The sequence below is a fragment of the Kangiella sp. TOML190 genome, assembly GCF_023706045.1.
GTDB lineage: Bacteria > Pseudomonadota > Gammaproteobacteria > Enterobacterales > Kangiellaceae > Kangiella.
On sequence record NZ_BQYL01000001.1, the window covers coordinates 796,291 to 808,249 of the forward strand.

The 11,959-nt window shown below is 44.0% G+C and carries 14 protein-coding genes; 11 read left to right on the top strand and 3 right to left on the bottom strand.

Annotated elements, in window-relative coordinates:
• The first annotated feature begins 11 nt into the window (after nt 1-11).
• The 11 genes from atpE (at nt 12) to NFS34_RS03875 (ending at nt 10,737) form a co-directional block, all read left to right on the top strand.
• Complete coding sequence (atpE, locus tag NFS34_RS03825; RefSeq protein ID WP_251358562.1) at nt 12-278, top strand: F0F1 ATP synthase subunit C; 267 nt, start codon at nt 12-14, stop codon at nt 276-278.
• Between the two features lie 58 nt (nt 279-336).
• Nucleotides 337-807 carry a F0F1 ATP synthase subunit B gene (locus NFS34_RS03830; protein WP_251358563.1) on the top strand — a complete coding sequence of 157 codons (471 nt, stop codon included), beginning with the start codon at nt 337-339 and terminating at the stop codon, nt 805-807.
• Nucleotides 808-824: 17 nt separating this feature from the next.
• Entirely contained in the window at nt 825-1,361 is a 537-nt protein-coding gene (locus NFS34_RS03835; RefSeq protein WP_251358564.1) for a F0F1 ATP synthase subunit delta, read from the top strand.
• A 14-nt stretch (nt 1,362-1,375) separates the two neighbouring features.
• Nucleotides 1,376-2,923 (top strand): F0F1 ATP synthase subunit alpha, encoded by a 1,548-nt coding sequence (gene atpA / locus NFS34_RS03840; RefSeq protein WP_251358565.1) that lies wholly within the window; start codon nt 1,376-1,378, stop codon nt 2,921-2,923.
• Nucleotides 2,924-3,016: 93 nt separating this feature from the next.
• Complete coding sequence (atpG, locus tag NFS34_RS03845; RefSeq protein ID WP_251358566.1) at nt 3,017-3,877, top strand: F0F1 ATP synthase subunit gamma; 861 nt, start codon at nt 3,017-3,019, stop codon at nt 3,875-3,877.
• Between the two features lie 82 nt (nt 3,878-3,959).
• On the top strand, nt 3,960-5,336 hold the full coding sequence (atpD, locus tag NFS34_RS03850; protein WP_251358567.1) for a F0F1 ATP synthase subunit beta: 1,377 nt from the start codon (nt 3,960-3,962) through the stop codon (nt 5,334-5,336).
• Between the two features lie 47 nt (nt 5,337-5,383).
• Nucleotides 5,384-5,809: a F0F1 ATP synthase subunit epsilon gene (locus NFS34_RS03855; protein WP_251358568.1), complete on the top strand. Its 426-nt coding sequence runs from the start codon at nt 5,384-5,386 to the stop codon at nt 5,807-5,809.
• 102 nt (nt 5,810-5,911) lie between these two features.
• A complete protein-coding gene (gene glmU, locus NFS34_RS03860) occupies nt 5,912-7,288 on the top strand; it encodes a bifunctional UDP-N-acetylglucosamine diphosphorylase/glucosamine-1-phosphate N-acetyltransferase GlmU (RefSeq protein ID WP_251358569.1) in 1,377 nt (458 codons plus the stop codon).
• Nucleotides 7,289-9,124: a glutamine--fructose-6-phosphate transaminase (isomerizing) gene (gene glmS / locus NFS34_RS03865; protein WP_251358570.1), complete on the top strand. Its 1,836-nt coding sequence runs from the start codon at nt 7,289-7,291 to the stop codon at nt 9,122-9,124.
• 26 nt (nt 9,125-9,150) lie between these two features.
• Complete coding sequence (locus tag NFS34_RS03870; RefSeq protein ID WP_251358571.1) at nt 9,151-9,768, top strand: thiol:disulfide interchange protein DsbA/DsbL; 618 nt, start codon at nt 9,151-9,153, stop codon at nt 9,766-9,768.
• A 69-nt stretch (nt 9,769-9,837) separates the two neighbouring features.
• Entirely contained in the window at nt 9,838-10,737 is a 900-nt protein-coding gene (locus NFS34_RS03875; protein ID WP_251358572.1) for a lysophospholipid acyltransferase family protein, read from the top strand.
• On the opposite strand, the gene NFS34_RS03880 is transcribed toward NFS34_RS03875, so the two are convergent.
• From NFS34_RS03880 to NFS34_RS03890, 3 genes are read right to left on the bottom strand one after another with little or no spacing between them, the layout of a single operon-like run.
• A complete protein-coding gene (locus NFS34_RS03880; RefSeq protein WP_251358573.1) occupies nt 10,725-11,150 on the bottom strand; it encodes an arsenate reductase ArsC in 426 nt (141 codons plus the stop codon). The genes NFS34_RS03875 and NFS34_RS03880 overlap by 13 nt on opposite strands.
• Nucleotides 11,150-11,608 carry an ArsI/CadI family heavy metal resistance metalloenzyme gene (locus NFS34_RS03885; protein ID WP_251358574.1) on the bottom strand — a complete coding sequence of 153 codons (459 nt, stop codon included), beginning with the start codon at nt 11,606-11,608 and terminating at the stop codon, nt 11,150-11,152. The genes NFS34_RS03880 and NFS34_RS03885 overlap by 1 nt, the downstream gene beginning before the upstream one ends.
• A gap of 9 nt (nt 11,609-11,617) precedes the next feature.
• On the bottom strand, nt 11,618-11,923 hold the full coding sequence (locus NFS34_RS03890; protein WP_251358575.1) for a metalloregulator ArsR/SmtB family transcription factor: 306 nt from the start codon (nt 11,921-11,923) through the stop codon (nt 11,618-11,620).
• Nucleotides 11,924-11,959 lie beyond the last annotated feature (36 nt).

The following is an 11,959-nucleotide window of genomic DNA, read 5'->3' on the forward strand; positions in this document are numbered from 1 at the left end:
GGAGGAAAACAATGGAAACTTTATTCGCGTTCACTGCACTAGGTGTATTGTTAATTTTAGGTCTTGGTGCTTTAGGTACTGCGATTGGCTTCGGTCTTTTAGGGGGTAAATTCCTGGAAGCTTCTGCTCGTCAACCAGAATTAGCGCCTATGCTACAAACTAAAATGTTCCTAGTAGCAGGCCTATTAGACGCGGTAACCATGATCGGTATCGGTATCGGCATGTGGTTCACATTCGCAAGCCCATATGTTGGTCAATTACAAGCCTTGATCGGTTAATCCGACAGGTTTGACAGGTTTAACTGTAATTTTGACTAACTAACTGGAGGGGCGAGAAGTGAATATTAACTTTACCCTATTTATTAATATGATTTTCTTTGTCGGCTTTGTGTGGTTCTGCATGAAGTTTGTATGGCCACCGATTATGGCGGCTATCAAAGAACGTCAAGATAAAATCGCTGAAGGTCTAGCCGCTTCTGAGAGAAGCGCTAAAGATCTTGAGTTAGCACAAGCAAAAGCAGCAGATATGTTGCGCGACGCTAAAACTCAATCAGCGGAAATTGTAGATTCAGCGAAAAAACGTCATGCTGAAATTGTTGACTCTGCTAAGGACGATGCTCGTTCTGAAGCGGACAAGATCAAAAATGGCGCTATGGCTGAAATCGACCAAGAAGTTAATCGTGCACGCGAACAGCTTCGCTCTAAAGTCGCTACTCTAGCAGTAGCTGGCGCAGAGAAAGTTATCGAGCGTAGTATTGACGAATCAGCTAATAACGACTTGTTCGACAAGTTAGTTAAAGAGCTGTAAGGCTATAAGGAACTATTATGGCTGAGTTGACGACAATCGCACGACCATACGCTAAAGCAGCATTTGAATATGCGCTAGCTAACAGCAAAGTTGCTGATTGGGCTAACGCATTGGATTTTGCTGCTCAAGTCGCCAGCAATAAACAAGTTGCAGCAGTGATTAGTAACCCTGCCCTTTCTTCTGAAGAAAAAGGCAATGTGTTGCTAAAAATCGGTGAAGGCAAAGTATCGGATAAGGTCGAAAACTTTATCAAGTTACTGGCTCGCAATCATCGTCTTGAAGCGCTGCCTGCTATTAAGCAGCGTTTCGAAGTTCTAAAGGCGGAGTATGAGAAAGCAGCAGAAGTTGAAGTTATCTCAGCGAATCCTTTGAGCGATGAACAGCTACAACGTTTAGTTGAAAAACTAACGGCGAAACTTGGTCGCAAAGTAAATATTGAAACTAGAATCGATGAGTCATTAATTGGCGGTTTGGTTATCCGAGCTGACGATATGGTTATTGACGGATCGGTACGCGGTAAGCTCGACAAGCTTTCCGAAAGTCTAAGAGCTTAAGTAGAGGAACAGGCATGAGTGTGCAACTGAATCCATCTGAAATCAGTGAGCTAATCAAAGATCGCATCGACTCGTTCGAAGTGGTTTCTGAAGCTCGCAACGAAGGTACTATCGTCAGCGTTTCTGACGGTATTTTACGTATTCACGGTTTAGCCGACGTAATGGCTGGTGAGATGATTGAATTACCAGGCGGCAAATACGGTATGGCATTAAACCTAGAGCGTGACTCTGTTGGTGCGGTAGTGTTGGGTGATTACACCGATATCGTAGAAGGTATGACAGCCAAATGTACTGGCCGTATCTTGGAAGTACCAGTAGGTCGTGGTCTATTAGGTCGTGTTGTTGACGCTTTGGGTAACCCCATCGACGGCAAAGGCCCAATCGAGAATGACGGCACATCAGCAATCGAAAAGATTGCTCCTGGTGTAATTGAACGTCAATCGGTTGATCAACCAGTACAAACCGGTATCAAATCTATCGATGCGATGATTCCTGTTGGTCGTGGTCAACGTGAGTTGATTATTGGTGACCGTCAAACGGGTAAAACAGCGATCGCTGTTGACGCTATCATCAACCAAAAAGGCACTGGCGTTGTCTGTGTCTACATAGCGGTTGGTCAAAAAGCCTCAACCATTGCGGGTATCGTTCGTAAATTAGAAGAGCACGGCGCTATGGACCACACAATCGTGGTTGCAGCTTCGGCTTCTGACGCGGCGGCATTACAATTCATCGCGCCTTTCTCAGGCTGTACGATGGGTGAATACTTCCGTGATCGCGGTGAAGATGGCTTGATCGTATATGATGATTTAACCAAGCAAGCTTGGGCTTACCGTCAAATCTCATTGTTGCTTCGTCGTCCGCCAGGTCGTGAAGCCTACCCAGGTGACGTATTCTACTTGCACTCACGCTTACTTGAGCGTGCGGCGCGTGTTAACGCTGACTATGTAGAAGCTTTCACTAAGGGTGAAGTTAAAGGTCAAACCGGTTCATTGACCGCATTGCCTATCATTGAAACGCAAGCGGGTGACGTATCGGCATTCGTACCAACCAACGTAATCTCGATTACCGATGGTCAGATTTTCTTAGAAACGGATCTTTTCAACGCCGGTATCCGTCCTGCGGTTAACGCGGGTCTTTCGGTATCGCGTGTTGGTGGTGCAGCACAGACTAAGATCATTAAGAAGCTTGGTGGTGGTGTACGTCTAGCATTGGCTCAGTATCGTGAATTGGCGGCATTCGCTCAGTTCGCATCGGATCTTGATGACGCAACTCGTGCCCAATTAGAGCACGGTCAGCGGGTAACTGAATTAATGAAGCAAAATCAATATGCTCCATTGTCAGTAGCCGAGATGGCAGTTTCTCTATACGCAGCTGAGAAAGGTCACTTACAAGACGTTGAAATCTCGAAAGTTGGTGATTTCGAGTCGGCTTTATTGGATTACTTCCGTAACCAACACGGCGACTTGATGAAAGACATCAACGAAAAATGTGATTACAACGACGACGTTGCTGGTCTGTTAGAAGAAGCAGTAACTAAGTTTAAAGCGACGCAAACTTGGTAGGTTTTTTAAGATCAAGAGCGTTTTTAAAAAGCGCTCTTGGTGCTTAAAGAGAATACCGATTTGTTGAATTAACAAGACTAACTGGAAAAGAGTATGTCAGGCGCTAAAGAAATTCGTACCAAAATTGGGTCGATTAAAAATACGCAAAAGATTACTTCTGCCATGGAAATGGTGGCAGCGAGTAAAATGCGTAAAGCGCAAGATCGCATGGCTTCTTCTCGTCCTTATGCCGAGAAAGTCCGTAATGTGATCAAGCACATTGCACAAGGTACTCCAGAATACCGTCACGCTTATATCTCAGAAAGAGACATCAAGCGCGTAGGTTATATCGTTGTTTCAACGGATCGTGGTTTGTGTGGCGGTTTGAACATTAACTTGTTCAAGCAAGCTTTATCAGACATGCAAACCTGGTCTGAAAAAGACATCGAAATTGACTTGTGCTTAATCGGCAGCAAAGCTACTTCATTCTTCCGCAAGTTCGGTGGCAGCGTAGTAGCAAAAACTTCAAACTTGGGTGATACGCCAGAGATTGAAGATTTAATCGGTTCAGTAAAAGTAATGCTTGATGCTTACGACGAAGGGCGTATTGATCGTTTATTCGTGGTATCCAATGAGTTTGTTAACTCTATGACTCAAGATCCAACGGTTGAGCAGTTATTGCCATTGCCGGTGGGTGAAGAAGAAGAGTTAAAACATCATTGGGATTATATCTATGAGCCAGAAGCGAAGCCGCTTTTGGATAAATTAATGATTCGTTTCATTGAGTCACAGGTATATCAAGCAGTGGTTGAGAATATTGCATGTGAACAAGCCGCGCGAATGGTAGCGATGAAAGCCGCTTCCGATAACGCCGGTGATTTGATTGATGATCTGGAGTTGGTTTACAACAAAGCTCGTCAAGCAGCAATTACTCAAGAGTTGGCAGAAATTAGTGCAGGTGCAGCGGCTGTATAAGCAGCTTTTCACCTCCGCTGACACTGACAGCTAAACAGGTTTTAATAAAAGTTTTTATAAGCTTAAGATTGAGGAAATCAATATGAGCACAGGTAACATTGTAGAAATTATCGGCGCGGTTATCGACGTAGAGTTCCCGCGTGATAGTGTTCCTAAGGTATATGACGCATTAACAATTGATGGCAAAGAGCTAACGCTAGAAGTTCAACAGCAGTTAGGTGATGGTGTTGTTCGTTGTATTGCGATGGGTTCATCAGAAGGTTTACGTCGTGGTTTAGAAGCCAAGAATACTGGCGCGCCAATTCAAGTACCTGTGGGTCAAGAAACCCTAGGCCGCATCATGGACGTATTGGGCAACCCAATCGACATGAAAGGTCCTATCGGTGAACAAGAGCGTATGGCTATTCACCGTAAAGCACCTTCATTAGAAGAATTAGCACCTGCTAACGAATTGTTAGAAACGGGTATTAAAGTAATCGACTTGGTTTGTCCATTCGCTAAGGGTGGTAAAGTTGGTCTATTTGGTGGTGCCGGTGTTGGTAAAACCGTAAACATGATGGAATTGATTCGTAACATCGCGATTGAGCACTCAGGTTTCTCAGTATTCGCAGGTGTTGGTGAGCGTACTCGTGAGGGTAACGATTTCTATCACGAAATGACTGACTCAAACGTAATCGACAAAGTATCACTAGTCTATGGTCAGATGAACGAACCACCGGGTAACCGTTTGCGCGTTGCATTGACTGGTTTGACGATGGCGGAAAAATTCCGTGATGAAGGTCGTGACGTACTATTATTCATCGACAACATCTATCGTTATACACTAGCGGGTACGGAAGTTTCTGCACTGCTAGGTCGTATGCCATCAGCGGTAGGTTACCAGCCTACTCTTGCCGAAGAGATGGGTGTACTTCAGGAGCGTATTACCTCGACTAAGACGGGTTCGATTACTTCGATCCAGGCGGTATACGTACCTGCGGATGACTTAACGGATCCATCGCCAGCGACTACCTTCGCTCACTTGGATGCAACGGTTGTATTATCTCGTCAAATCGCTGAGTTAGGTATTTACCCTGCGATTGACCCACTTGATTCTTCTTCTCGTCAATTAGATCCATTAGTAATTGGTAATGAGCACTATGAAGTAGCACGTGGCGTTCAAGGTGTATTACAACGTTATAAAGAATTGAAAGATATTATCGCGATTCTTGGTATGGACGAGCTTTCGGAAGAAGATAAGCAAACTGTATCTCGTGCTCGTAAGATTCAACGTTTCTTATCACAGCCTTTCTTCGTAGCTGAAGTATTCACAGGCGCACCTGGTAAGTATGTTTCTTTGAAAGACACCATTTCTGGCTTTAAAGGTATCTTGAACGGTGAGTACGATCACCTTCCAGAGCAAGCCTTCTACATGGTTGGCTCAATCGAAGAAGCTGTTGAGAAAGCTAAGTCAATCTAAGCCTAGGCTTGGATTGACCCCCTTCGCATAGAAGAACGGGAGTTAATATGGCGATGACAGTACATTTAGACATAGTTAGTGCAGAGAGCGAAATTTTCTCAGGTCGTGTCGAGCGTTTGATCGCAACTGGCGACTTGGGTGAGCTTGGTGTAGAACCAGGTCACGCGCCCTTACTAACTTCGCTGAATCCTGGCCCAATTAAAGTCACTATGCCTGGCGGCGAAGAAGAATTCTTCTACGTTTCGGGCGGTATGTTGGAGATCCAACCACACCAAGTGACGGTATTGGCGGATACGGCAGTTCGAGCAGAAGATGTTGATGAAGCAAAAGCGATTGAAGCGGAGAAACACGCGCGTGAAGCTTTGGCCGATCAAACTTCAGAAATCGAATACTCAAAAGCTGCGGCTGAATTGGCAGCAGCGGTTGCTCAGCTTAGAACTTTGCGTTCTATCAAGAAAAAAGCTGGCAAGTAACTGATTTTAGGTGAAAATCTAACAATCTGTGTTCTAAAGGGTAGCTTAGGCTGCCCTTTTTTATTATGGTTTAGGCAGTTTTTTTAAGAAGGAAACCTTGAGATGGGCTTAAGTGTCGTTATTTTAGCTGCAGGTAAAGGTACTCGGATGCAATCGAGTATGCCAAAAGTCTTGCACCCTATCGCTGGTAAACCCATGTTGCAGCATGTGATTGATGCTGCAAATAAGTTAAATGCCGAACAAATTGTGGTGGTTGCCGGACATGGTATCAGCCGGGTTCGCGATGCACTAGCAAAGCAAAGCGTAGATATCGCGAAGCAAACACAGCAGCTCGGCACTGGTCATGCGGTGGATCAAGCGCTACCTTTGATCAACTCGAGTAATGAGGTGTTGGTGTTGTATGGCGATGTGCCGCTAATTGAGCCGCAAACGCTGGCAGATTTATGCCAACAGATCCCCGATTCAGGCATCAGCTTATTAACCGTAATGTTAGATAATCCACAAGGTTATGGCCGCATCGTACGCAACGCGCAAGATGAGGTGGTAGCTATTGTTGAGCAGAAAGATGCTAATAGCGATCAGCTGCTGATTAATGAAGTCAATACAGGGATTCTAGCGGCTAAAGCTTCGGATTTAAGTGCTTGGCTAAAAAATATCGATAATAACAATGCCCAAGGCGAATATTATTTAACGGACACTATCGCCATGGCCGCGAGCCAAGGTGGAGTTATTGCTAGTCATCCGAGTTCGGCCATTGAAGTAGAAGGGGTTAATAGCCGAATACAGTTAGCGACCTTGGAGCGTGCTTACCAGTTATCAAAAGCTGAAACCCTGATGGCGCAAGGCGTTACTCTGATCGATCCTAACCGTTTGGATATTCGTGGTGAACTTGATTGCGCATCTGATGTCTTAATCGACTTGAATGTAATTGTTGAAGGCAAAGTTACCATCGAAACGGGTGCTCAAATAGACGCTAACGTGATATTGAAGGATTGTGTAATTGGTCAAGGTACTCATGTTAAAGCTAATAGTATGATCGACGGCGCCAAGATTGGCCGTGATTGCCAGATAGGCCCTTTTGCCCGAATTCGTCCGAATACTGAGCTTAAAGATGAAGCTTTTATTGGCAATTTTGTGGAAACAAAAAAGACCACCCTTGGTAAAGGCAGTAAAGCTAGCCATCTGGCTTATATTGGCGATGCCAAGGTTGGCGAGCAAGTGAATATTGGTGCTGGTGTTATTACCTGTAATTATGATGGGGTTAACAAGTACCAAACGTTAATTGAAGATGGCGCCTTTATTGGCTCAGATTCGCAATTGGTTGCACCAGTGACGATTGGAAAAATGGCTACAGTGGGCGCGGGAACGACCGTGACCAAAGATGTGCCAGCTGAGAATTTGGTGATAAGCCGAGTGAAACAAAAGCATCTTGATGATTGGCAGCGACCAACGAAGATTGCTAAAGAGGATAAGAAATAAATGTGTGGCATTGTAGGCGCGATTGCGCAGCGTGATGTTAGCCAGATTTTGGTTGAAGGTTTAAAACGATTAGAGTACCGCGGTTATGATTCTGCGGGAGTGGCTTTGTACGATTCCGAAAACAAAGGTATTCAAAGAATCCGTCGCTTAGGAAAAGTGGCTGAGTTAGACACCGCGCTAGAAAACAACCCTATTCATGGCGGTTTAGGCATTGCCCATACTCGTTGGGCGACTCATGGCGAGCCAAGCGAACGTAACGCCCATCCGCACATGTCGAAAAATAATATTGCTTTGGTCCACAACGGCATTATTGAAAATCATGATGAGCTGCGAGACGAGCTTAAGTCTTTAGGCTACCACTTTGATTCGGATACCGATACGGAAGTAATGGCGCATTTGCTGCACCATGAAATGCAGAGCCACGACTCTTTATTACAAGCTTTGTTGGCAGCTACTAAACGGCTCGAAGGTGCTTATGGAACTGTCGCGATTGATGCTAGCCAGCCTGATAAAATGGTAGTTGCCCGTTCAGGCTCACCATTAGTGATCGGTAAAGGCATTGGTGAGAACTTTATTGCTTCGGATCAGTTAGCACTATTGCCCGTCACCCGTGAGTTTTTATATCTAGAAGAAGGCGAAGTGGCGCAAGTCACCAGAACCAGCGTAACCATTTTAAACGCCAATGGTGAAGCCGTAGAGCGCGGCTTTGAAGTATCGGATATACAGCATGATGCGGTAGACAAAGGCCACTATCGTCACTTTATGCTCAAAGAAATTTATGAGCAGCCGCAAGTGGTCACTGAATCGCTAGAAGGCCGGTTGGTTAACCATAAAATTTTTGTAGAAACTTTAGGCGAGAATGCGAATAAGGTTTTTGAGCAAACGGATGTTCTACAAATTATTGCTTGCGGTACTTCTTACCATGCGGCGATGGTTGCAAAATATTGGGTTGAAGATGTGATTGGTATTCCCTGCTTGGTGGAGATTGCCAGCGAATACCGCTACCGTAAAACCGCCGTCCTGCCTAACAGTTTATTTATTACGATTTCCCAATCGGGCGAAACTGCCGATACTTTGGCGGCCTTGAAAAAAGCTAAAACGGAAAATTATTTAGCCAGCTTAACCGTTTGTAACTCCCCTGCTTCTTCGATGGTGCGCGAATCAGATTTTACTCTGATCACCCGCGCTGGCACCGAAATTGGGGTGGCCTCTACCAAAGCGTTTACCGCGCAATTGGTTTCTTTATTATTGCTTATGGTTTCAATTGCCAAAGCTAAAGGTTTGTCTGAAGAAAAGGAAAAAGAAATTGCCATTGCTTTGGAACATTTGCCGCATGAAATCCAAGAAGCTTTGGAGCAAGCCAAAGAAATTGACCAATTATCCAAGCGGTTTGCGGAAAAACACCATACGCTTTTCCTGGGGCGTGGCCAGCAGTATCCTATCGCAATGGAAGGCGCTTTAAAGCTTAAGGAAATTTCCTATATCCATGCGGAAGCGTATGCGGCAGGCGAGTTGAAACACGGCCCTTTGGCGCTGATTGATAAAGAGATGCCGATTGTGGTGGTAGCGCCAAATGATAATTTATTGGAAAAATTAAAGTCTAATATTGAAGAGGTTCGCTCTCGAGGTGGCAAGCTGTTCGTATTTGCTGATGAGTCAGCTAAAATTCAGGAAACTGATGGTATAACGGTATTGTCAGTAAAAAGTAAATATGAGATTACCGCTCCCATAGTCTATACAATTCCTTTACAATTATTGTCTTACTATGTTGCGGTGATTAAAGGCACGGATGTCGATCAGCCGAGAAACTTGGCGAAATCGGTAACGGTTGAGTAACGATTTAATAGATTTAAGAGGTCGAAATGAAATTAAAAACGGTTTTTTTTGCAGCTTTATCTTTTGTAGCATTAACGCAGCTAGCCTGTGCGGAGAGTCCGCAAGCAGTTGCCAGCAAATATAAAGAAGGCAAAGATTATGAAACAATCGCTGGCGCTAAAGGTATTAGCAAACCACAGGTGATAGAGTTTTTCTCTTATACTTGTCCACATTGCTACACTATGGAAGGCTTTGTCCATAAATGGGTTGAAGGTAAGCCTGCTGACGTTGAGTTTGTGCAAATGCCGGTTTATATGTCGCAAGTTCCACACCTAACACAAGGCTATTATGCCGCGGAAGTTTTAGGGGTTTTAGACAAGGTTCACATGGTCATTTTTAATCAATGGCATCGTGATAAGCAAGTTATTCGTACTAAGCGTGACTTATACCCTGTCTTTGAAAACGCTGGTGTATCGAGTGCTGATTTTGAGAAAGCTTATAACTCTTTTGCAGTAGCGAATAAAGTTCAACATGCAAAAAAGATGGCGAAAGATCTGAAGGTAACCAGCTTCCCACGTTTTGTGGTGAACCAGAAATATACCGTTAAAAACTATGATCAGCTCGAAAAATTATTAAATGAGCTTCCGCTAGAAAAAGCCAAATAAGATCATTATGATTTGCAAAATGCCAGCTAAGCTGGCATTTTTTATGTTAAGCCTGCGTAACCGTCGCTCATGAGTAAAAAAAGTGAATCTAAACCCATAAAAACCCGTGTGATCTATGGGTTAATTTGGTTATTTGCAAAATTACCGCTGAGCATAACTCAGCCGTTGATGGCCTTCTTTGCTCAATTGGCAGTGATTTTCAATAGTCGCTCCTACCGCGTCAGTTTAGTCAACATTCAGCGCTGTTACCCGGAAAAAAACGCCAAAGATCAGCTTGCGCTAACTAAAAGTAGCTTAAAACATACTTTCAAGATTGCCCCTGAAATCGCCAAAGCCTGGCTCAATCCGTCGATCGAAACATGGATCGATAAGGTTTATGGCGAAGAGGATATTCGAGAAACCTTAGCTCAACAGCAAGGCGTTTTGATCACTGGTAGCCACTTGGGCAATTGGGAGGTCGCACTTTTTTATTTGGGCAAGAGTTTCGACTTTACTTGCATGTACCGTAAGCCCAGATACCAAGAGCTGGATAGAATTATTTCTGAAGGACGTGGTAAAAATACTACCAAAATGGTGCCTGGCGATGCGCGCGGCTTAAGAGACTTTTTGAAAGCCTTAAAAGCTGGTGAGGTGGCAGCTTTGCTGTCTGATCAAGAGCCTGGTGGTGATAGTGGAGTCTTTGCTCCTTTTTTTGGGCAGCCGGCTAAAACTATGGATTTGATTCAAAAGGTTCAAACAAAATCCGGTGCTGCCCTCTATCAGATCGCTGCAATTAAAAATGATAGAGGTAAATACGATATTTATTTGCCAAAAATAGAAATTGATATTCAGCTGGATCCGCAAGATTATGCAACACAACTAAATCTTGAACTAGAAAAGCTGATTCGAAAGCACCCGCAGCAATATCAGTGGTCCTACAAGCGCTTTAAAACTGCGCCAGATGGTAACCGAAATAATTACCCTAAGTAGTTTTTGATATCCTTAACGAAAATTTTTATTTGATCCCTAACCTTACGATAACAATCCAATTGTTCTTGCTGGTTTTCAAAAGCTTGAGCCATCCTCGGCGGATCCTCAAAACCATGATGAATAATTTTGGTTTTTGCTGGGAAGTAAGGGCAGTGTTCATCAGCATGACCGCAAACGGTAATCACATAGTCAAATTCTTGAATCGGAAGTTCATCAAGGGTTTGAGATTGCTGCTGAGAAATATCAACCCCAGCTTCTGTCATCACTAAGATAGCGTTAGGGTTTTGCCCGTGCTTTTCTATTCCAGCCGAATAAAAATCATACTCTTCAGCTTTTAAGGCTCTGCCCCAACCCTCAGCCATTTGGCTACGGCAAGAATTTCCAGTACAGAGAAATAAAATTGAGGTTTTCATCAGCAGCAGGCCGCCTCTGTGTGCTTGTTGGATGTTTGCTCGTTTGGCGCACAACAAGCCTGTTTGCCGCTATCGCTTTGCTCCAAGCCATAAGTTGGAATTTCCGATAAACTATGGAAAGCTTCCCAAGCATTGCCATCGGGATCTAAAGTCCAGTATTTATCCGAATTACTGTAGCAGCAGCTAGTCCCAAGCTCTTCTTTTAGCGAAGCCTGTGACAGTTCGATGGCGCTTTTTATTTCACTAAGCTCTTCGTCATTTTCTGCTTGGATCCCAAGGTGATCGAGTCCTAACTTAGTCGAGCGATTCGAAATGGCAAAGTTAAGTCGCGGATCATTGAGTAGCCATTTCACATAATCATCTTTTTCAACACTGGGTTTTTGTGCAAAAAGCTGACTATAAAATTCGCTACTTTTTTGCAAATCACTAACACTGATATGGATATGTAATCGTTTCATAGAAACTCCTTAGCAACACTCGAGTTTTTGCTTATCTTTAGTGAAGTCGTAATTGGCTTGGATAGACTTTAAAATCGCCTTGGTGCCGGAGCTTAAATGGTCGCTAAGTCGATAATAAATCCACTGCTCTTTGCGTTGAGTTTGTACCAAGCCGTTGAGCCTTAGCGTCGCTAAATGGCGACTAATTTTAGGCTGAGATAGCTGTAGCATTTCGGTTAGATCACAAACACAAAGCTCGTCATGTTGTAGTAACAAGATGATGCACTTGAGTCGAGTTTGCTCTGCTAGACATTTAAAAAGGATCTCTAAAGGCATTTCACATCTTAATATATGGATATGCGTATATATTAA

Excerpts from the sequence above, each read along its gene's own strand:
- atpE (WP_251358562.1), top strand. The coding sequence starts at position 12 with ATGGAAACTTTATTCGCGTTCACTGCACTAGGTGTATTGTTAATTTTA.
- NFS34_RS03835 (WP_251358564.1), top strand. The coding sequence starts at position 825 with ATGGCTGAGTTGACGACAATCGCACGACCATACGCTAAAGCAGCATTT.
- atpA (WP_251358565.1), top strand. The coding sequence starts at position 1,376 with ATGAGTGTGCAACTGAATCCATCTGAAATCAGTGAGCTAATCAAAGAT.
- atpG (WP_251358566.1), top strand. The coding sequence starts at position 3,017 with ATGTCAGGCGCTAAAGAAATTCGTACCAAAATTGGGTCGATTAAAAAT.
- atpD (WP_251358567.1), top strand. The coding sequence starts at position 3,960 with ATGAGCACAGGTAACATTGTAGAAATTATCGGCGCGGTTATCGACGTA.
- NFS34_RS03855 (WP_251358568.1), top strand. The coding sequence starts at position 5,384 with ATGGCGATGACAGTACATTTAGACATAGTTAGTGCAGAGAGCGAAATT.
- glmU (WP_251358569.1), top strand. The coding sequence starts at position 5,912 with ATGGGCTTAAGTGTCGTTATTTTAGCTGCAGGTAAAGGTACTCGGATG.
- glmS (WP_251358570.1), top strand. The coding sequence starts at position 7,289 with ATGTGTGGCATTGTAGGCGCGATTGCGCAGCGTGATGTTAGCCAGATT.
- NFS34_RS03870 (WP_251358571.1), top strand. The coding sequence starts at position 9,151 with ATGAAATTAAAAACGGTTTTTTTTGCAGCTTTATCTTTTGTAGCATTA.
- NFS34_RS03875 (WP_251358572.1), top strand. The coding sequence starts at position 9,838 with ATGAGTAAAAAAAGTGAATCTAAACCCATAAAAACCCGTGTGATCTAT.
- NFS34_RS03880 (WP_251358573.1), bottom strand. The coding sequence starts at position 11,150 with ATGAAAACCTCAATTTTATTTCTCTGTACTGGAAATTCTTGCCGTAGC.
- NFS34_RS03885 (WP_251358574.1), bottom strand. The coding sequence starts at position 11,608 with ATGAAACGATTACATATCCATATCAGTGTTAGTGATTTGCAAAAAAGT.
- NFS34_RS03890 (WP_251358575.1), bottom strand. The coding sequence starts at position 11,923 with ATGCCTTTAGAGATCCTTTTTAAATGTCTAGCAGAGCAAACTCGACTC.